At 21.3% G+C, this 20203-nt stretch carries 25 protein-coding genes and 1 riboswitch; of the genes, 19 read left to right on the top strand and 6 right to left on the bottom strand.

Annotated features, from left to right (window positions below):
- The first annotated feature begins 8 nt into the window (after window positions 1-8).
- Window positions 9-917, top strand: coding sequence for a PfkB family carbohydrate kinase (locus STAIW_RS03555; protein ID WP_020834481.1), 909 nt, complete (start codon window positions 9-11; stop codon window positions 915-917).
- An 84-nt stretch (window positions 918-1001) separates the two neighbouring features.
- Window positions 1002-1718, top strand: a complete 717-nt coding sequence (gene pnuC / locus STAIW_RS03550) for a nicotinamide riboside transporter PnuC (protein ID WP_020834479.1) — start codon at window positions 1002-1004, stop codon at window positions 1716-1718.
- A gap of 71 nt (window positions 1719-1789) precedes the next feature.
- Here pnuC and STAIW_RS03545 read toward each other — a convergent pair whose 3' ends face one another.
- Both STAIW_RS03545 and STAIW_RS03540 read right to left on the bottom strand, forming a co-directional pair.
- Window positions 1790-1984 (bottom strand): hypothetical protein, encoded by a 195-nt coding sequence (locus STAIW_RS03545; protein WP_020834478.1) that lies wholly within the window; start codon window positions 1982-1984, stop codon window positions 1790-1792.
- A 19-nt stretch (window positions 1985-2003) separates the two neighbouring features.
- Window positions 2004-2204: a lipoprotein gene (locus tag STAIW_RS03540; protein ID WP_020834477.1), complete on the bottom strand. Its 201-nt coding sequence runs from the start codon at window positions 2202-2204 to the stop codon at window positions 2004-2006.
- 265 nt (window positions 2205-2469) lie between these two features.
- A riboswitch (nucleoside riboswitch) is annotated at window positions 2470-2533 on the top strand.
- Between the two features lie 94 nt (window positions 2534-2627).
- Here STAIW_RS03540 and STAIW_RS03535 point away from each other — a divergent pair.
- The 9 genes from STAIW_RS03535 to STAIW_RS03495 all read left to right on the top strand — a co-directional run bounded on the left by STAIW_RS03535 (window position 2628) and on the right by STAIW_RS03495 (window position 10583).
- Window positions 2628-3194 carry a lipoprotein gene (locus STAIW_RS03535; RefSeq protein WP_041618869.1) on the top strand — a complete coding sequence of 189 codons (567 nt, stop codon included), beginning with the start codon at window positions 2628-2630 and terminating at the stop codon, window positions 3192-3194.
- Window positions 3164-4018, top strand: coding sequence for a hypothetical protein (locus tag STAIW_RS03530; protein WP_020834475.1), 855 nt, complete (start codon window positions 3164-3166; stop codon window positions 4016-4018). The genes STAIW_RS03535 and STAIW_RS03530 overlap by 31 nt, the downstream gene beginning before the upstream one ends.
- A gap of 175 nt (window positions 4019-4193) precedes the next feature.
- A complete protein-coding gene (locus STAIW_RS03525) occupies window positions 4194-4487 on the top strand; it encodes a hypothetical protein (protein ID WP_020834473.1) in 294 nt (97 codons plus the stop codon).
- A 3-nt stretch (window positions 4488-4490) separates the two neighbouring features.
- Entirely contained in the window at window positions 4491-5420 is a 930-nt protein-coding gene (locus STAIW_RS03520) for a DHH family phosphoesterase (RefSeq protein WP_020834472.1), read from the top strand.
- Window positions 5421-5432: 12 nt separating this feature from the next.
- Window positions 5433-7316 carry an ATP-binding cassette domain-containing protein gene (locus STAIW_RS03515; RefSeq protein WP_020834471.1) on the top strand — a complete coding sequence of 628 codons (1884 nt, stop codon included), beginning with the start codon at window positions 5433-5435 and terminating at the stop codon, window positions 7314-7316.
- A complete protein-coding gene (locus STAIW_RS03510; protein ID WP_020834470.1) occupies window positions 7317-8303 on the top strand; it encodes a carbohydrate ABC transporter permease in 987 nt (328 codons plus the stop codon).
- 11 nt (window positions 8304-8314) lie between these two features.
- Window positions 8315-9577 (top strand): carbohydrate ABC transporter permease, encoded by a 1263-nt coding sequence (locus STAIW_RS03505; RefSeq protein WP_020834469.1) that lies wholly within the window; start codon window positions 8315-8317, stop codon window positions 9575-9577.
- A 2-nt stretch (window positions 9578-9579) separates the two neighbouring features.
- Window positions 9580-9945, top strand: coding sequence for an MBL fold metallo-hydrolase (locus STAIW_RS03500; RefSeq protein ID WP_041618868.1), 366 nt, complete (start codon window positions 9580-9582; stop codon window positions 9943-9945).
- 53 nt (window positions 9946-9998) lie between these two features.
- The gene (locus STAIW_RS03495) at window positions 9999-10583 is read left to right on the top strand and encodes a ComEC/Rec2 family competence protein (protein WP_041618867.1); all 585 of its coding nucleotides are present in this window, start codon (window positions 9999-10001) and stop codon (window positions 10581-10583) included.
- Window positions 10584-11780: 1197 nt separating this feature from the next.
- Here STAIW_RS03495 and STAIW_RS03485 read toward each other — a convergent pair.
- Genes STAIW_RS03485 through STAIW_RS03475 form a run of 3 tightly spaced genes read right to left on the bottom strand, consistent with a single transcriptional unit; the run spans window position 11781 to window position 13787 of the window.
- Complete coding sequence (locus tag STAIW_RS03485) at window positions 11781-12284, bottom strand: hypothetical protein (protein WP_020834468.1); 504 nt, start codon at window positions 12282-12284, stop codon at window positions 11781-11783.
- A 45-nt stretch (window positions 12285-12329) separates the two neighbouring features.
- Window positions 12330-12602, bottom strand: a complete 273-nt coding sequence (locus STAIW_RS03480) for a hypothetical protein (RefSeq protein WP_020834467.1) — start codon at window positions 12600-12602, stop codon at window positions 12330-12332.
- 6 nt (window positions 12603-12608) lie between these two features.
- A complete protein-coding gene (locus STAIW_RS03475; protein ID WP_020834466.1) occupies window positions 12609-13787 on the bottom strand; it encodes a hypothetical protein in 1179 nt (392 codons plus the stop codon).
- A 359-nt stretch (window positions 13788-14146) separates the two neighbouring features.
- Between STAIW_RS03475 and STAIW_RS06235 the strand changes: the two genes are divergently transcribed.
- The 8 genes from STAIW_RS06235 to STAIW_RS03445 all read left to right on the top strand — a co-directional run bounded on the left by STAIW_RS06235 (window position 14147) and on the right by STAIW_RS03445 (window position 19284).
- Complete coding sequence (locus STAIW_RS06235) at window positions 14147-14260, top strand: lipoprotein (RefSeq protein WP_020834465.1); 114 nt, start codon at window positions 14147-14149, stop codon at window positions 14258-14260.
- Between the two features lie 63 nt (window positions 14261-14323).
- Window positions 14324-14626: a hypothetical protein gene (locus STAIW_RS03470; RefSeq protein ID WP_020834464.1), complete on the top strand. Its 303-nt coding sequence runs from the start codon at window positions 14324-14326 to the stop codon at window positions 14624-14626.
- Between the two features lie 19 nt (window positions 14627-14645).
- Entirely contained in the window at window positions 14646-14759 is a 114-nt protein-coding gene (locus STAIW_RS06840) for a lipoprotein (protein WP_408640671.1), read from the top strand.
- 38 nt (window positions 14760-14797) lie between these two features.
- A complete protein-coding gene (locus tag STAIW_RS03465) occupies window positions 14798-15124 on the top strand; it encodes a hypothetical protein (protein ID WP_020834463.1) in 327 nt (108 codons plus the stop codon).
- A gap of 224 nt (window positions 15125-15348) precedes the next feature.
- Window positions 15349-16158, top strand: coding sequence for a hypothetical protein (locus tag STAIW_RS03460; RefSeq protein ID WP_020834462.1), 810 nt, complete (start codon window positions 15349-15351; stop codon window positions 16156-16158).
- A 275-nt stretch (window positions 16159-16433) separates the two neighbouring features.
- Complete coding sequence (rmuC, locus tag STAIW_RS03455; RefSeq protein WP_020834461.1) at window positions 16434-17588, top strand: DNA recombination protein RmuC; 1155 nt, start codon at window positions 16434-16436, stop codon at window positions 17586-17588.
- Between the two features lie 112 nt (window positions 17589-17700).
- On the top strand, window positions 17701-18348 hold the full coding sequence (locus tag STAIW_RS03450) for a hypothetical protein (RefSeq protein WP_020834460.1): 648 nt from the start codon (window positions 17701-17703) through the stop codon (window positions 18346-18348).
- 132 nt (window positions 18349-18480) lie between these two features.
- Entirely contained in the window at window positions 18481-19284 is an 804-nt protein-coding gene (locus STAIW_RS03445) for a hypothetical protein (RefSeq protein ID WP_020834459.1), read from the top strand.
- Window positions 19285-19344: 60 nt separating this feature from the next.
- Here STAIW_RS03445 and STAIW_RS03440 read toward each other — a convergent pair whose 3' ends face one another.
- Complete coding sequence (locus STAIW_RS03440; RefSeq protein WP_020834458.1) at window positions 19345-20175, bottom strand: MurR/RpiR family transcriptional regulator; 831 nt, start codon at window positions 20173-20175, stop codon at window positions 19345-19347.
- Window positions 20176-20203: the final 28 nt, after the last annotated feature.

Below are 20203 nucleotides of genomic sequence, written 5' to 3'. Positions count from 1 at the left end.
AATTTTATATGAAAACATTAGTAATTGGTTCTGCAATTGTTGACATTATTATTGAAGTTGAAAATCTTCCAAAAAGAAAAGGAGATGTAATTTCAAAAAATAGTTTATTTGTTGTTGGGGGATGTGCTTATAATGTTGCAAATATTTTAAAACTATTAGATATGCAATATACATTATTTGCACCAATTGGTACAGGTTTTTTTTCAAAAATAATTGAAAAACAATTAATAGAAGATGAACATAAGATAGTTATAAAAAATGATACTATGGATAATGGCTATTGTATTGCTTTTGTAGAACCTGATGGTGAAAGAACTTTTGTAACTTATTCAGGACTAGAACAAAATTTTTATCAGGATTGATTTAATAATATTAATATTGAAGATTATTCAAATATTTATTTTGAAGGATATAAAATGCAAAATTTGGATGCATTAAAACTTATAGATTATTTATTAAAATTAAAAGATAAAAAGTTTTATTTTGCACCAGGTCCTGTTTTTAATCAAATTGATAAAAAAATATTAAAAAAAATAATGCTTTTAAAACCAATAATTCATTTAAATGAACAAGAAATTTTAGAATATACAAATGAAACTGAATTAACTTATTCAATAAAAAAACTTTATTTAGAAAATAAAAATTTAATTATTGTTACACTTGGAGAAAATGGATCAATTTCTTATGATGGAAAAGAATTTATAAAAGTTGAAGCAAATAAAGTAAAAAAAATTAAAGATACATCTGGGGCTGGTGATGGACATATTGGGGCCTTTATGTTTTATTTTTGAAAAACTAATAATATAAAAGAAGCATTAAAATTTGCAAATTTAATTTCTTCACAAATAGTTCAAATTAGAGGAACAAAGTTAAATAATATAAATTTTTTAAAAGAATTAGGAGAAAATTATGAATAACATTAACAATCAAAATCAAACTATTAAAAAATCAAAATGGCATTTTTTAAAAACAGAATTATCTGGATGAAATATTTTTGAAATATGTTTGTTATTTATTTCTTAATACTAATTTTAGTTTTAGGAATTATTGCAAAAGATATTGCAATTACAATAATTGCAGGTATTACTGGAACAATTGGAGTGATTTTAGGTGCAAAGGGAAAAATTAGTTCTTTTATAATTGCATCAATTAATTCAATTTTATATATAATCATTGCTCTAGAAGGAATGTTGCTCAGTTCTGTAATTTTACATGCAGGATTTTATATTCCAATGAATATTATTGGTTTTGCATTATGATTTAAAAAGAGAAATAACCAAGGAGATGTTTTTGCAAGATTCTTATCAATTCAAGGAATTATCTTAGTTTGTGTTACACTTATTTTAATTTGAGTAAGTTACTCATTAATAATGATTAATTTTACTGAGGCACAAAATGTTTGATTAGATTCTTTTGTTTTAGTGGAAAGTATTATTGCTGTTATTTTAATGATTTTTAGATATGTAGATCAATGATTTTTATGACTTTTAGTAAATTTTATAAACTTAGTTATGTGAATTATTATTTTAGTAAATATTGAAAATGAAGCTTATGAACAATCAACAGCAATAATTTTTATAATTATGCATATTTCATATTTAATTAATTCAATATATGGCTTTTTAAATTGAATAAAATTAAATAAAAATTTGCAAAAACAAAAACCTAAACAATTAACTTATGAAGAACTTAAACAATTAAGTACTAAAAAAAAATAGTTTATAAACTAAATAGGTTTTTTACAAAAAAATAAATAAAACCCTTTAATAAAGGGTTTTATTTATTTTTTTTAAGCCCTTAATAATATTGTAATAATATTAAGTTTATATAAGCTATTTACAAAATCAGATCCAATAAGTTTCTCAATTTGTGGTAAATATTCTGCAAAGATTTTAGATATATCTTCTATTGTAGATTTATCTTCTAATACTTTTGACATAAAAATATAAATTTTATCAACTTCACTAATTTGATCTTTTCTCAAACTTTCTAATATTTTATCACTAGCTTTTTTTTTGTTTTTCTTTTAAATCAGCAAAGATTGTTTCTAATTCTTCCTTATTTTTATCCTTATTTTCATTGTAATATGAAATGTAAGTATTTTCATCATTTAGAGAATCTGTACATGATACAACTGTGGTTGCTAAACCACTTGATGTAGCAGTTAAACCAACTGCTGCAAAGATAGATAATAATTTTTTCATTTTTCCCCCTTATTTAACACAAAATGATTTTAAAACTATATTTTTTATTTAAAATAGAAAAGTCTAATTAGTAAAATAATTTTAAATATTAAAAATTTTATTTTATAATTTAGAAAAAATATCTATTATTTAATATTTTTATGGAAAATATTATTTTTAAATATACTCAATTAAAATAGGGTTTTAAATTTGAAATTAGCAAATATTTTTTAAACTAATAAAATATTTTTTATTTATTGTAAAATATTTGTGGAATCATAAATTAACTTATATATATCAACATAAAGGGTTGATGTTTCTACTGTTTTACCAATAAAACAACTATGAGTGATTTAAAAAATTTTTATGAAAATCCCTTTAAAACTAAATAAATATTTATGATTTCTCATGAGCTTACTAAGAGTTATTTTTGATTTCACCTTAATGAAAAAACTATTAAGTTTATTAGGTATGACTACAATTGTAGTTTCAGGAGCAACAACTGTTATTGCTTGTGGTAATGAAGATTCATCATCACCAGCATCATCAATTAAAGAAGTAATTTTTATGATTGATGCTTTAACAACAATAAGTTCGTCGATTATAAATGATTATAAAGATGTAGTGACAGATTTTAATGAAAATCATAATGATTTAGGTATTGAAGTTAAAATTGAAACACCATCAGCTGGTCAAATTTTAAATTCAATTAATGCAGGTGAAGCACTTCCTGATTTATATTTAACTTATCCAGATAATGTAGCAAGATATAAATCAATAATTCCAGATCAAATAGTGGATGTAAAAAGTGAAGGGTATATTACAGATAATACTATTTTTAGTGAATATCAAAGTTCTTTCTTAGAAGAAGGAACAATAGGAGAAAATCTTTATGTTCTACCTGTATTAAAATCTTTTAACATTAATACAGTAAATCTAAGATTATTAAACCAAATACAGAAATTTTTAAAGATTCAACTGTGGAATATGCAGCAACTGGTGTATTTTTAAAGAATGAATTGGGACTGCAAAAAGATGGAAAAGATATTGAAATTGAAGCTTCTGATTTATTTACTAATGAAACAGGAACTTCAGATAATAAAGAATTATATAATAGTATTGCACAAGCAACAGATGCATCAGCTTTAAGAAAAATTTTACAAAAAGATTCAAATATTGCTATTTTAGCAAAAGATTTTAAATCTTTAAGTACTAAAAATTCTCAAAATGAAACTAATACATATGCAAAAGCTTTTGCTTTGGGAATTGACTCAATGGGAAATAAAGTTTATGCAAATTATGCAAATAATTTAGGAAAACAAAGAATAGTTACTTCTTCAGAGAACAAAGATTTTATTTATAACTACTATAATGATTCATTTAAAATAAATAATAGTTCAGGTATTAAAAGTATTACAGAAGTAATTCAATGATTAGAACAATTAATAAAAATTGAAAATTTAACTGGTTCATTAAATTCAGATGTATCAAAATTAGATGAAACTGGAACATTATTTGTGGCCAATTCAGATACTGGTAGCAAAGTGTATTCTTCAAGTTATTTTGCACAAGGTACAATGTTAATGGCATCAGGTTCAAGTGCAGGATCATTCTACTATTCAACAACACCAAGTAAAATTGTTGAAAATGAAGCAGATTATAAAGCTGGAAAAGTAATGGCTGATGTTGCTGTTGCAACAACTGACTTATTTGCTGTTGCTTCAAGTACAGCAAAAGGTGATTCATATGTAATGCAACAAGGTCCTGGAATTGCATTATTTAAAAGTTCAAGTAATGAAAAAGCTTCTGTTGAAAAGAATTTACACATTTTTTAATGAATAAAGGTAATATGGCAAAAATGGCAATTTGAACAGGTTATATGCCTGCAAATGCAAAAAGTTATAGTGATAGTGACTATATGAATGAGTTAAAGGAACAAAAAAAGTAATTAGTAATCAAAATGGAAATAAATATGATAGAACTAATTTAATTTTTGCACAAATTGATAAAATGCTTGCAGGTAAAACTAATAATCACTTTGCAACAGTTGAAGCTTCAGAACCTGGAAGTGCAGTTCGTGATAAAGTATTTAAAAATACAATTCAATCAGGTATGTATAAATCACCTTCAAAATTAACAATTGATAAATTTTGAAATGGTGAAAAAGTATCAGGAGTTTCATATACAGGTGCAACTGAAGAATTTAAAATAATTGCAACAGATTTAGACCCAAATTTATCTGCTCAATTTGAAACTACACGTTTAAATTATCAAGTAATTTTACCAAATAGAAAAGAAGATTAATATATGGATTTATTAAAAACAATTGAAGAAGAAATTAAAAAATTTCAAACAATAATAATTCAAAGGCATGTTAATCCTGATGGAGATGCTTATGGTTCTCAATTTGGATTAAAACACTTAATTGAAAATAATTTTAAAGATAAAAAAGTTTATGTTGTTGGTGATGAATTTGAGTGATTAAGTTTTTTAGGAAAAGTTGATCAAATTGATGATGAAGTATTTTCAGAAGCATTAGTAATTGTTACAGATTGTGCTAATGTAGAAAGAATTTCAGATCAAAGATTTTCAAAAGCAAAACAAATTATTAAAATTGATCATCACCCAAATGTTACTCCATATGGATATATAATGTGAGTGGATGTTACTTTTACTTCTGCATCAGAAATGGTTGGATATTTAGCAGTTCAATTAAATTGAAATATTCCCCAAGAAGCAGCAAGAGTAATTTTTTGTGGAACAGTCACAGATTCAGGAAGATTTTTATATAGAGGAACAACTGCAAGAACTTTTGAAGTAGCTTCTGTTTTATTAAAAACAGGATTTGATTTATTTGCACTTTATAAAAAATTGAATACAAGAAAATTATCAGATTTAGAATTTTCAAATTTAATTTTTAATACTTTTAAACTAACAAAAAAAGGTTTAGCATATGTAATTATTTCTTTAGAAGACTTAAAAAAACATAATTTAACAGCAGAAATGATGAATAAATATGCAAATACTTTAGCAGGTTTTGAAGAAATAAAAGTTTGAATTACATTTTCACAATTTGAAAATAAATCTTATAGAGTTGAATTTAGAAGTGCAGAAACAGTAATTAATAAAATTGCTGCCAAATATGGTGGTGGAGGTCATGACCTTGCTGCAGGAGCAATTGTTCCTGATTTAGAAACAATTAATGCAATAATTAAAGATATTGATGAATTACTTTAGGAGAATGAAACTATGAGTATAAAATTAAGAAATGTTAGTATTGATTATGGAAACTTTCTTGCAGTTGATAATTTAACAATTGATATAGAAACAGGTGAACTTGCTTCATTACTGGGGCCAAGTGGTTGTGGAAAATCTACAACATTAAATGCAATTGCAGGATTAATAAATATAACAAGTGGTCAAATTATTTTTGATGGTATTGACGTTTCAAAAAAAACTACTCAAAAGAGAAATATAGGTTTAGTTTTTCAAAACTATTCACTATATCCTCATTTAAATGTATTTCAGAATATTGCATTCCCACTTTATCAAAGTAAAACTTTTAAAAGAGAAGTTAAAAAAAATAATCAAAATTATTCAAGATTAATTTATCAATTAAAACAATCTAACATGAAAAAAAATATTTTTGATCTTCAAGAAAAATTATTCGAATTATTTAATAAATTTTTAAAAGATTTAAATGAAAAATATTTAAATTTAGAAAGTTATTTATTTGATAAATACAGACAAATAATTGAAAAATATATTAGTGAACTTTATAAAAGTTCGCATCTTGAGGTTTTTAAAAATAAACAAATTTCAAGAATGTATGATGAATCAAAATTATTTTATTTGGATTTTTATTTGAAATTATTAAGAGATTTTAAATTAAAAATAATAAATTTTAAAAAGGAATTAAATCAAAAAGAAAAAAATCAATATATTAATTCTTCAATAAATAAATTTTTAAAAGATTTAAAGCTAAAATATATTGATGAAATTTCTTTTAATTTAAAAGAAACAAAAAGAACATTAAATGAACATAATAAGTCATTTGATTTTGAAAAAAAAATGCAAATTAGAAAAACAAAAACAACAGGAAAAGAATTTTTGTTTGATAAAAATGATACAGAATATCTAGAAATAATTGAAAATTTTAATATTGATGCTAAATCAATAAATGATGATTTTACTTTAAAGTATGATAAAGAAATAAAAGTAATAATAGATAAATTCTTAATTGATTTGGAATTTAAATTGTCACAAATTATAACGGATTTTTCAAAAAATGATATTTTCTTTACAGAAGAAGAATTTAAAACCGAGGTTTTAAATTACAGAAAAAATATTTCTTCTGTTAGAAGTGAAGTCAAAAAAGCTGTTTTTGAAGTTGCACAACGTGTTGAAATACAAGATCAGCTTTATAAAAAACCATATGAGTTAAGTGGTGGTCAACAACAAAGAGTTGCAATTGCAAGATCAGTAATAAAAAAACCAAAAATTTTATTACTTGATGAACCACTTTCAAATCTTGATGCCAAACTTCGAGTTTCAACAAGAGAATGAATTAAAAAATTTCAACAAGATACAAAAATTACAACTATTTTTGTTACACACGATCAAGAAGAAGCATTAAGTATTTCAGATAAAGTATTTGTTATGTCAAGAGGTAAGTTGCAACAAGGAGAAGAACCTAAATCAATTTATCAAAAACCAGCTAACAAATTTGTTGCAAATTTTATTGGAACACCTTCAATGAATTTTTTGGAAACAAAAATATCTGAAAAGGGAGAAATATTTTTACAAGATGTTAAAATTGCCAAATCAGTTAATTTAAAAAATAAAGATGTAATTGTAGGAATTAGACCAGAACATTTAATTTTGGATTCTTCAAAAACAAATCAAAACATTTCAAATGAAAAACCATTAATTGGAGAAATCACATCTTTTGAAATGCTAGGAAAAACAAACTTTATTAAATTAAAATTTAACAATAATACTATTGGAATTATTTATGATTCACATATTTTAGAAAATGTACAACTTGGACAAAAGATTAAATTTAATATTTTAAAAAATAAAATTTATATTTTTGAAAATGACGAAAATAAAAATTTACTGGAGGTGATTTAGTTGGATAACAATTCAGAAATAAAACCTAAATCATGGTTCAGGCTAAAAGTAGATAAAATTTTGAAAAATAAAAAAAATAAATTAAATAATATGGAAAAAAGAAAGTTTGATTTGGTTAATCAACTTATCTGAATGACACCAGCTTTATTTTTGTTAGCAATGTTTTTATACTATTCGATTTTTATAGTATTTCAAACTGGTTTTAATTCAGCAAAAAGACCATTAATTGACTTTCAATTTTCAACAGTTAATTTTAAAAATGTAATTTCAGATTCAACATTTACAATTGCTTTGAGAAATTCACTAATTTATACAGTTGTTGTTATTCCAATTAGTTTATTAATTACATTAACAACAGCAAAATTTCTTTCTAATATATTAAATAAAAAAGTTTTCTCATTTCTACAATCATTATTTTTCTTACCATATGTAACTTCATCAATGGCAATTGCTATGTCCTTTTCCTTTATTTTTTCATCCGGAGATTTTGGATTAATGAATAGAATTTTGGGATGATTTGGAGTAGATTCAATTCTATGAAAATCACCAGGTAAGGGAATAATACTTGTTATGATTTATGGAATTTGAAGGTCATTGCCATTTGAAATAATAATGTTTACAGGAGCATTTTTAAAATTAGATAATAGATATTATCAAGCAGCAAGTATTGATGGAATGCCAAAATGAAAACAATTTTGAAGAATTTCAATACCTGGAGTTGTTCCAATGATTGTTTATATGATAACAACAGGAATAATTTCAAGTTTTAAAGTTTTTCCATTAGGTTTATTTGGTTCATACATTGATGCAACAAATTCAAATAGTCAAACTGTTGTATTTTATATCTATGATAAAATTAATGCTTCTTCTACTTCTCCTTCATATCAAAAAGCAGGGGCAGCTTCAATTATTCTTATGGCAATTATTTTAGCTTTAACAATTGTAAATAAAAGAATTAGTAATATTTTGAATAAGAAATATGGATAAGGAGAAAGTTAATGGAAAAAAATAATTTATCACAAACAAGTGAACTAATTAATAGAAAAGAAATTAATCTTCACTTTAAACAAAAATACTTAGAAAGTAAAACTAATTTTTTAAAACTAAAAGAATCTTCAAGTAACAAGGAATTAATTAGAGAAAAAAGAAAAGAACTAAGTGAATTTAAAATTATAAATAAGCATGAAAAACATGATGAATTATATAAAATAACAAGTAATTTATTTGTCAAATTATTTTTATCAATAACTTTAAGATTAAGCTTAAAAGTTAATTCAATAGGTAATTATTTTATAAACTTTAAATATAATTATTTAATTAATAGAAAAACAATTTTTACTTCATCAATGGCTGGTGAAAGTTTAAAAAAAAGAATTATTCTTAAAGTATTACAAGCATTATTTTTATTTGTTATTGCAGTAATCATTATATTTCCTTTTTATTGAATGATATTAACATCATTTAGAACAACAAATGATTTAGATCCAACAAGACCAATGTCATTTTGGCCTGAAACATGATCTTTAGAAGGATATAAAGCATTATTTGAATATATTAATTCAAATGATTTAAAGTATTTTGTTAGTGTACCAAGATTTTTCTTAAATTCAATTATTATTAGTGTTATTTCAACAGCACTACAATTAGTTGTTTCTGTAATTGCAGGTTTTGGACTTGCAAATTATAGAACAAAAGCAAAAGGTGTTATTTTAATAATTCTATTATCAACATTAATGATTCCAGGAGAAGCTCTTTTATTAGGGCAATACATTTTTATGGTAAAACTAAAACTAAAAGATAATATTCTAGCTTTAATTTTACCTTTCTTATCTAATGTTTTTACAATTTATTTAATGTCACAAGCATTTGAAAGAATTGGAAAAAGTGTAAAAAGTGCTTCAAAAGTTGATGGTCTTTCAACATTTAAATACTTTTGAAAAATTGCACTTCCATCAATAAAATCAGTTTTAATAACTTCATTAATTATTTCATTAATTTCTTCTTGAAATGCTGTTTTATGACCAACAATGATTTTAAAAACTGATTCAGGATGAGCAACTGTTCCTATGATGTTATGGGGAATAATGAGTGCCACTGGGGGAGTTGGGGGAGATGTTGGTTTAGAAGAATTAGCAAGAGATCCTCAAAATTTAAAATTAGCTGGTGCAACTTTATCAATCTTACCAATGTTAATTATGTTTCTATTTACAAATAGATTAATTATAAACGGAATTACAAGAGGAAGAGGAGAAAAAGGTTAGTTATGAAAAAAATATTATTAACCTTTTTAAGTACAATCTTAATTGCATCAACAACTTCATCTGCTATTGCTTGTTCAACAAAAAATGTAGTTTTTATTGACAGTTCATTATATGTATTATCTGTTGGAAATGGTTTATTTACATTTTTAAAGTATGATACTGATAAAGCAATTGTTTTTGATACTGGAGTTGGAGGAAATCCAACACAATGAATCCAAGATGATTTTATAAAAAATCCATTTTCATCAGATTTTATGAAAAGCCAAGGTGTTAAAGAAATTGAACCAATATTTTTAACACATTACCATACAGATCATTATGCAAATCTTTATAAAGTGGATGAGGAATTTAAAATAAAAATAATTTAGTATTACCATATGATCACAGCGGTTTTTTAGAAAAAATCAATAAAGGTCAAATTTTGGTTGATAAAGATGAAATTAATATAATTACAGATTTTAAAGAAGAATATAATTTTGGGGGAATTACTTTTAATAATTGAACTTATTATATTCAAGATTATTTGAAAAAAATAACTAATCAAAATAATAAAAGTACGTTCTTGCAATTTACAATAAATGACATTTCATTTTTAATAACTGGAGATTCAGAAGCGGCTGAAGCAACTCAAATTGTTAATAATGATAATATAAACTTAATTCGAATTGATGTATACGAAGTACCACATCATGGAAGTGCAAATTCAGCTGGTCCAAATTTTTTAAAGAAAATTGAACCTAAATATTGTTATATTTCTGGAACTTCAAGTGAATCTGAAGAACCAAATTGAAGTAAATTTGATGGGGGACATCCTTTCCCTACAACAAGTGCATTAAATAATCTTTCAAATTATTGTGATAAAGAGTTAAGTTTAACAGGAACTCCATATAATGATAATACTAGGGACTTAGATAATTATAATTATAGTTACGAGTTTAAAGTAAAAGCAGATAAAACTTTTGAAACAATAACACATAAAGAAACAATTTTAGATAGTTTAAATTAAATAAGAAAATTACTTTCAATTTGTAATAATACAATTCAAATAAATATTTAAAAGTTAGATTTAATTAATCTAACTTTTTATTTTATTAAAATGAAATATTTTATAAATGTAAATTATTTTTTATATTTATAAAATATAATTCTTTTTTCTTTTTTGAATTTATACTAATTGTAATCTTTATTTTTAAAGAAATAATAAAGATTACATATTTTAAAAATAATAAAATTATTTTTTTAATAACTATTAAAGATGAATAAAATTATTTAGAAATTTAACTTTAAAATAAAAAAATAAAATTTATTATTTAAATTAAAATTAATTATAGGGTAAATAAAAAAATTAATTAATTATTTATGAAATTAAAATTAAGTAGGTTCATAGTTAATGAAAAAAAATATTAGTTTTTTACAATATCAAGTATCAATTTTAAATTGTTAGTTATAAATAAGGCAGTTGTTGTCTTAACTATTCTTTCATTTTTATATACAAAAATTGATGATAAAACAATTTACATACTTTCTTTACAACAAATTTCTAGATTTAAAATTATTACATTTCAATTACTTATTATATTTTTATATTTGATCTTAATAGGATTTATTAATTTTTCAGTTCTAAATATATTAGCTTCATTAATAAAATTAAAATTTAATTTTTTTTGTACTAAAAGTTACAATAGTTAATTTTCTTTACTTAGTATTAATTAGTTTTTTCACATTAGCAAGTTTAAAATTAAAAGCACAAATTTCAACTATAATAATAACTTTATTATTATCATTAAATTTTATTGCAAGTTTACCAGCAACGTTTTTAACAGAAAAGAAAAAAATTCACCTATTAGTTTTTCAAATAATGGAATTCCATATATTGCAAAAACTGAAGAAGTTAGTACTACAGAAATTTCTTATACACTAAGTGATAAATATGTAAAATTAGATAGAAATAACCCAGTTCAAATTAATCGTGATTTTTTTAATCAAATAAATAATCCGTCTATAAGTTCAGGATCAAGTTTAACTTTTTATAATTTTATTGTTAATTATATTTTAGGTGGAGTTGAAAGTTATAAACCAGTTGAAATTAGAGATAATTTGAATTTTTATTTAAAGGATATGAAACTCTATCAACAATTTATTGAATCTTCAAATGTTGATTATAATTTTCTTTTTCAATATTTATTTGTTTTTCATATTGAGGTTAAGTAATACAATCAATATTTTCATTTTCATCATTATTTACTGTACAAATTTTTGGTATTTCATAAGTAAAAATATGTTCTTTATTAAATGAATTTGTCATCATTTTTGTTGTATTTGCATAATTTTCTGGATGTAAATACATATCAATTTTCATTTCATTTATTGCATCTTCTTTTGTGTGAAAATATTTATTTCTAAATACAAATAATTGTTTTGATTCAATTCCTTCAATTTCAGGCATTGTTTCTAATGGACTTTCAGTTAATAATACTGAAGTTGCATTTGCTCCAACAGGTGAAAGGGGAATGTTTAATAGTGGTAATTTAATTCCCATTTCAGAATAAAGTAATGATTGTGTATTATCAATTTTAGCCTCATATGTGTTATATGAAAAGAAACTAATTACACTCATTAGATCTCACATTTTAACAATAAGATCAATTACAATAATTGGACTAACATAAGTTTGAGAATTCAAATCTTCTAAGTGAAATTGTTCCATTATTTCATCTTGTTTAGTTAAAAATAATTTTGTTAATTTTTGGTTTTATTTTTTAATCTCTTTTACAGCTTTCTCATTATTTTTATCTTGCATTTTTTTTGAAAGTTCATTTGTTGCATCTGCAACTCCATTTAATAAATCAAAACTGTTAATTAAATCATCATAAAATTTTTGTATATTAATTAAATTATTTATAAAAGCAGAATATCAATTTTCTTTTAACATAAATTCTTGAAAATTTATAAATATTGAATAAATGTCATTATAAGTTATTTTTTCATCACTTAATAATAAAACTCAACTTTTATCATTTGACATTTTTTTTTAAAAATTATCATTAGCTAAAATTATTTCAAGCATAATATCTTTTAAAAGTTTTTCAATATTTATTTCTTCTACTTTTAAATCATAAATTTTATTTAGTTCTGATATTCTTTTAAATGCAACCATTAATTTATGAGTTGGTGTAAAATCAGAACTTTTAATTTTATTTAAATTTTGATTGATTTGTGAAGATAAATTTCGGTTATTTTGTAGAAATGAATTGATTAAATTATAATTTTCTTGACTTATGTTTAACTTTTTATAATTTAAATTTAAAAAGTTATCTAATTTAAAATCATTTTCCTCAATAATTTCTTTATTGCTTAAATTTATAAATATTTTTAAAACTGATCCCAATAGAGCAATATTTACAAAATTTTGATTTATTGCAGTATTACTTACTAAATTAAATTCGAGTTTTGTATCTAATTTATTTTCAGTTTCTACATATTGAGGTCCTGAAAATGTTCCTGTAGAATTTTTTGTTTCATGATTAATTCAATATGAATTATATTTTGCATTAATATTTTCTGTTATATATTTATTTATTGTTTTATCACTTAATACTTTTGTGTATTCTAAAAATTCACTATAGTTTAAATCTGAAAATTCATTTCCTTCAAGTATAAAACCACTGTAAATTTCATTACGAATATTTGTAGTTAATTCGTCTTTTGTATAGCAAATGCTAGAAACTATATAGCACTCAGAAGTTTTATTTTCTTCTAATTCTGCAATTTTTATATTTTTCAAATATTCTTTTGCAGAAAATCAATTTTCAAAATATTTATTTTCTATTGCAAAATTTTTTTTAATATTTTTTGAAAATGTTTTTTTAGCTTCATTTTCACTTAAATAACTTAGAGAATCATTACCTTCAAATATTTCATAAATAGAGTCATTATTATCCATTTCAACTAATGAATTTAATTCTCCAGCTGTATTTATTACAAATTCTTGAATATTTCTATTTGTAAATTCCTTAATTATATTAAATTTTTCTTTAATATAATTATTTAATAATATTGAATTATTAAATAATTTATCATCAAAAATATATTCTTTTGTGTCAAATGAATATGAAGATTTTTTTGCATTTTGTTTAGCATAAGAATATAAATCTTCTTCATTTTGAAAAATCATATTATTAAAATAAATTTTTTTATCAATTAGTGTCATTGGTAAAGTAATTCCAAGTGTTAATAATATAACTAAACTAATAGAAATTGTTGATGAAATTATAACTTTTCTTTTTTTTATTTATATTTTTTTTATTTTTAAAAATTGTTTTAAAAACTTTATCTATAAATTTTTTTTTCCTTTCAAGCAACACTTTATTTAAAAAAGAAAAAAAGTAAAGTATAAAAAATTTTAATTTTAAAAATAAATTATTTTTATTTGGTCAAAAATAATTTTATAAAAAATTTAAATGTAAAAATTTTTTTCAAAAAATGAAAATGAATAAAATATTTTTAAAAAATATAGTAAAAAAATTTTATTACATTTAAAAAATATAATTTTAAAGAAAAGAGGAAAATATGAAAAAATTAATTACAATAATGACAATGTTTTCATTAACAGCAACACCAGTTTTGAGTGTTGTTTCATGTAATGAACGTGAAGCTCCAAATATGGGAACTTTTATTATTTAGATTTAAAAGAAATAAATAATGATAATGCACAACAAAAAATGGAAGAAGTTTTTATATTACTTAATGATGCAGAAAAAGGGAAGTGGAGAAGGAGGAATAGGTTATATTTCAGCAATAATGAACTTATGACAAATGTATGCACTTATAATTAATGATCATTTTGAAACATATCTTAATTTTGATGAATTAGAAAAAAAATATAAAGATTATTATCATTGACCTACTTTTATTTCTGCATTTAATAGATGAGAATCTTTTTTAGAATATTATGATTTTTGAGTTGAAAATAATGGTTTACCATATGGTTGAATTTATGCACAAGAAATAAAAAAAGATTATGATAGTGTTTTTGGAGTTAGTAGTTAAATAAGAAAGAAGAAGTTAAATAAAAAAATTAATTACAATAATGACAATGTTTTTATTAACAGCAACACCAGTTTTGAGTGTTGTTTCATGTAATGAACGTGAAGCTCCAAATATGGGAACTTTTATTATTTAGATTTAAAAGAAATAAATAATGATAATGCACAACAAAAAATGGAAGAAGTTTTTATATTACTTAATGATGCAGAAAAGGGAAGTAGAGAAGGAGGAATAGGGTTTGTTTCAGCAATAATGAACTTATGACAAATGTATGCACTTATAATTAATGATCATTTTTCAGCATATCTTAATTTTGATGAATTAGAGAAAAAATATAAAGATTATAAATTTTTAGGAGATTTTATTTCTGAATTTAATATTTGAGATTATTTTTTAGAATTTTATGATTTTTGAGTTGAAAATAATGGTTTACCATATGGTTGAATTTATGCACAAGAAATAAAAAAAGATTATGATAGTGTTTTTGGAGTTAGTAGTTAAATAAAAAAATTAATTACAATAATGACAATGTTTTCATTAACAACAACACCAGTTTTGAGTGTTTTTTCATGTAATGAACGTGATAAATAAAATTTTAAATTAAAAAACTAATAATAATTTTAAAAAAAATAATTATATTTATTAATTGCAATAAATAATAATTTAAATTTATACAAATTACTTAAAATATTGATATAAAAAATATTATAAATTAAGGAGAAAAAATGAAAAAATTATTAAGTACATTTGCTGTTTTATCACTAACAGCTACATCAGTAGGATCAGTTGTTACATGTAACTCTGATGTTGAAGATAATACAAACTTTCTGCTACCATCATGACCTACAACATCAGAAAGTGCAAAAGAAGGATTATTAAAGTATTCTCAAAAATTTGCTGAAACTTTAAAAAAACAATATGAAAAATTTGGAAACCTTAAAATAGAAAAAGTTGAAGTTTATGAGTTTCTATTTTTAGAAAGATATTTTGAAGAACAAAATATTATTGGTATTTTTCTTGGAGAATGATTAGAATTTAATCCAAATGCAACAGAGTTTGAAGTTTATGATTTTAACCCAAAAACAAATACAATAGAATTGAATTCAATAAAAGTTGAAAGCAAAATTGGAATTACTAGAGATGAAAATATTATAAATATTGAAAGTATTATTAAAATTTTGAAGGAAAGTTCTGATTTTTTAAAAGATATACAAGATTTAGTTAATGAATCATTAAAAAATTTAGAATCTATTTATAATTTTATTTTAAATTCTTTAAATGTAAAAAGTCTTTCTAGTTTACTTAAAGTTAGTGAACATGGCAAAATTAAGGGTCCATTAGAAAGACCAACAATTGAGCAACTTCTTAATGTAATTATAGATAAAAATCCTGATTTGGAAAATTTTAGAGATAAATTAGTTTTAGAAAATAATTTTGGAAATAAGGTATCTGTAGTTCTTAAAGATGATGCTTATATTGGAAAAATTGATTGTAGATTTAAATATATTCAAGAAACTACTAATGCAACTAATTAATTTTTATTTTATTAGATACTAATATTAATATAAAAAAATAAATACTGAAGTAAAAGAAGCAATCTTAAAAGAAATGTTTAGCATTTTAAAAAAACTAAACAATTTCAAAAGGTTGCTTTTTATATTTTAAAAATTAAATATAGTTATAAATAAAAAATCAATAACTACATATTAATGTAATATTTTTTTTTTGAAAGTAAAAGATATAAAATACTTTTATTTATGTAAATATTTTATAATAAAATATTTACATAAATAAAAGTAAGTGGAAAACTATGGAGATTACACTATTAATTTTGGTAATAATTTTAATTTCAGTAGTAATAATTTTGAGTATTGTTTTTTTATTAAAAAAATCAAATTTAAAAGTCGAAGGGGTTAGTAAAGTAGAATTGGAGCTGCTTCAATCACAAATTGAAAATTTAAATATTAGAAGTTCTGAGGAATTAAAAAATTTTATGAATGAAATTAATAATAAAAGTTCAGAAAAATTAACTAATTTTGAAAAAATAGTTAAAGAAGAATTCTATAATTCAAACATTAAAGAAACTAAAAAAATTATTTCACTAGAAAAAGAAGTAAAAAATTGAATTGAAAGTCAAACTAAACATACAGAAGAAAAATTGGATAATTCAAATAGAGAAGTAAGAAATTTATTAAACACAGTAAAGGATCAATCAACACCAATTTTTGAAGTTAAAGAAAAAATTTATAAATTAGATAATCTTTTAAGTCAAAATAATAAAGCTGGAAAATCTGGAGAATATTTTTTAGAAAGAATTTTTGAAAATTTAGCTGGAATTAATAAAAATAATAATTTATTGTTTGAACGACAATATACAATGAAGAAAAAAGATGAACAAGATAAAAATTTGAAACCTGATTTATTTATTAAAGGAGAGGGACAAAAATTTGTAAATATTCCAATAGATTCAAAATTTTCATTTAATGCCTATCTTGATATTCAGAATTTGGATAATAATAGTGAGGTTTATCAAAACAATATTAAAAAATTTAAAGCGGATATAAAAGCTAGAATAAAAGAAACCAGTAAATATATTAGTGAGGAAGACAATACAGTTTATTCAATTATGTTTATTCCAAGTGAAGGAATCTTTTCATTTTTAAGTAGCTTTGCAGAATTAATTGATGAAGGGTTTAAAAATAAAGTAATAATTGCTGGACGAAGTAAATTAGTTGGAATTATAAGTTCTGTAGATCATTATATGAACTTATTTGATAATATAAATCAAGCTGATAAGAAAATTAAAATTCTTGGTAAAGTTATAAAATATATGAAAAATTATGATCAACAAATACAAAGTTTATTTAAAACAATTGAAAATTTAATTGAAAATTTCAATGCTTTAAAAGTAAAAGAAAGTTCATTAACAAATATGTATAATAAATTATTAAAAACACAAGAATAAAAAATTTATTAAAAAATTGAGGTAAATTATGAAGGAAGAATATATTTTTAATAATTACTATGGCTTAGATGATTATTCATTAATTTTTTTTCTAAATTAAATTGAAAAAGATTTGAAAGAATTAATAAATCATAAATGTTCTTTAAAAGAATATCAGATAATAAATAAGAAAAAAATTAATTATGAAATTAAATTTCATTTTTATTATTGGGAGATATTAAAATTTATAAATGATATTAAAACTAATAATATTGACATTGAGATAAATTTTAAAGATAATTATAAAAATATTATAAAAGAACTTATTTTACTATTTTCTGATAAATTGATAGTATATGAAAACTTTTTATTTAACTTTTTAATAAAAAACTGAAATAAATTTAAATTTTTTGAGACAAACTTATTTAGTGATTACTTTTCAGAATTTTTTGAACATATTTTTTGAACGAAAAAAAATCTTATTAAAAAGAACATTAAAGTAGTCAATAAAATTGTAAATTTTTTTTCTAATGACTTGTATTTTATTAATTACATTATTAAAAATTTTGATATTTTTTACAATGAAACAAAAAAAATAGTTATAAAAAATATTGATGATAATTTTTTAAATGAAGATATTTCATTAAATTTTGAAATATTTTTAAATTTATTGAAAATTCACTATAAAACTATAAAAGATGAAAATTATATTGAAAATAAAATTAATTTATTAGTAGAAAAAGTTGAAATGCAATCTTCAACTTTTAAATTGGGATTTTAAAATAATTTTAATAAAATCTTTGAAAAAACAAAAATTATTAATAATAAAAATATAATTTTAGAATTAGAAAATTTAAGAAAAACAATTAATCTTGAAGAATTTAATTTGATTGAATTAGGAAGTACAAAGTTCATGAAAGATTTCACTGAATATCAAACTTTTGAAAAAGAATTATTGAATTTTTTCAAAAATAAATTTTTTATTTTTTTGAAATATGATAAATTTAAAAAAACATATACTTCATTTTGAAAATTAACAAAATCTAAAGAAAATTTTTCTCTTTTAAGGTATTTGAAAAATAAAACATATAATACTCTAGATGTTTCTATTTTTGTAAAAATTTTCAATATTTTTTTAAACTTATATGGTATATTTTTTACTAAAAATATAAGTATAAGTTATGATTATTTTAATCGAATTATTTACTACTTTAAATTAATTACAAAAAAATTTAATTTTACTAATACTGAATATTTATATTTTTTTTCATGAATAAAATCGGTGTTTGAATCTTTTAATTTAGTACAAAATGAAATAAATTCTTATAGATATCAAGGGCATTTATTTTGCATGCTTCAGGCAATTGAGTTACTTATCAAAAAAATTTTTGTATATAAAAATCAATTAGATATTTGAAGTGAAGAATTTAAAATATCACAAAAATTAATAAAAACTGAATTAGCAGAAATATTTGAATTTAATGAAATTTTTAAAGATTTTATATCTAAAGAAAGTATTAAAGTTATATATTGAATTTTATATTTAGATAAGAAAAAAAATGGTCGTGATTTACGAAATTCATTTATGCATGGAGATATTAATTTATTATATAATCAAGTTTTTCTTTATATAGGATGATTAAGAATAGTACTTTTTTCATTAATAGAAGAAATATTTTTTAATATTATAAAGGAACTGCAAATAATAAAAAAATAAAAATATTTTTATATATTTTTTTAATGAAATATTGATTAAATTAATGTAAAAAATACTTAATTAGGATTCATTTCACTTATTAGTTAATTTATTTCCAAGTTCAATTTTAGTTTTAAAATCATTTGTCTTTTGAATTAATCTATTGAAAATTATATTTATTATAAAAATTTGTGAGTAAAAAGAACTTATCATAGGAAATGAATATTTTTCCTTTGAATTTGTTGAATATAGAATATAAGACTTTGCCTTTTCTATAAACAAGTTATTATTTGTACTATCAATAGAACTAATAATTAAATATGGAATTTTATTTTCAATTAAGTAATTTAATATAAATGTCACTTCTTTTGTTTTTAAAGAATTTGATATTATTAATGCAATATTTTTATTTTTATAAAAATTTGTATGAATTAAAAAACCATGAACAGAATTATGTATTGTTGAGATTACTCCAATTCTTTTTAATTGATTGTTTAAAAATTCAACAGAATTTTTTGAATTTCCAATTCCAAAAATTGATAATTCACCGCTATCTGAGATTATATTAACAAATTCTTCAATTGAATCTTTATTTAGATTTTCCTCAGTTTTAAAAATTGAATATAAACTCAAAGCAGTAATACTTGAAATAGTTTCACTAATATTAGCATTTTCATCAAAAAGAAAATCTTCTTTAAAATCATCTAACATATTGTCAATTTTTAACTTACTACCAAATTCAATTTGCATTTCTTTTAGAGTTTTATAGCCTAATTTTTTGACTAATCTCAAGATTGAAGCATCAGAGGCATAATAGAGTTTACTCAATTCAGAAATTGATTTTGTTGTGAATACTTCAATATCATTTTTTATTTTTAATAATATTAATTTTTCTGTACTTGTTAATTCCACTAAAATCACATCTTTTCTAAAAAAATTA

It is taken from the genome of Spiroplasma taiwanense CT-1, assembly GCF_000439435.1.
In the GTDB taxonomy this organism is placed as follows: domain Bacteria; phylum Bacillota_I; class Bacilli_A; order Mycoplasmatales; family Mycoplasmataceae; genus Spiroplasma_A; species Spiroplasma_A taiwanense.
Note: the sequence above shows the minus strand (reverse complement) of the source record. Positions and strands in the feature narration are given on the sequence as shown.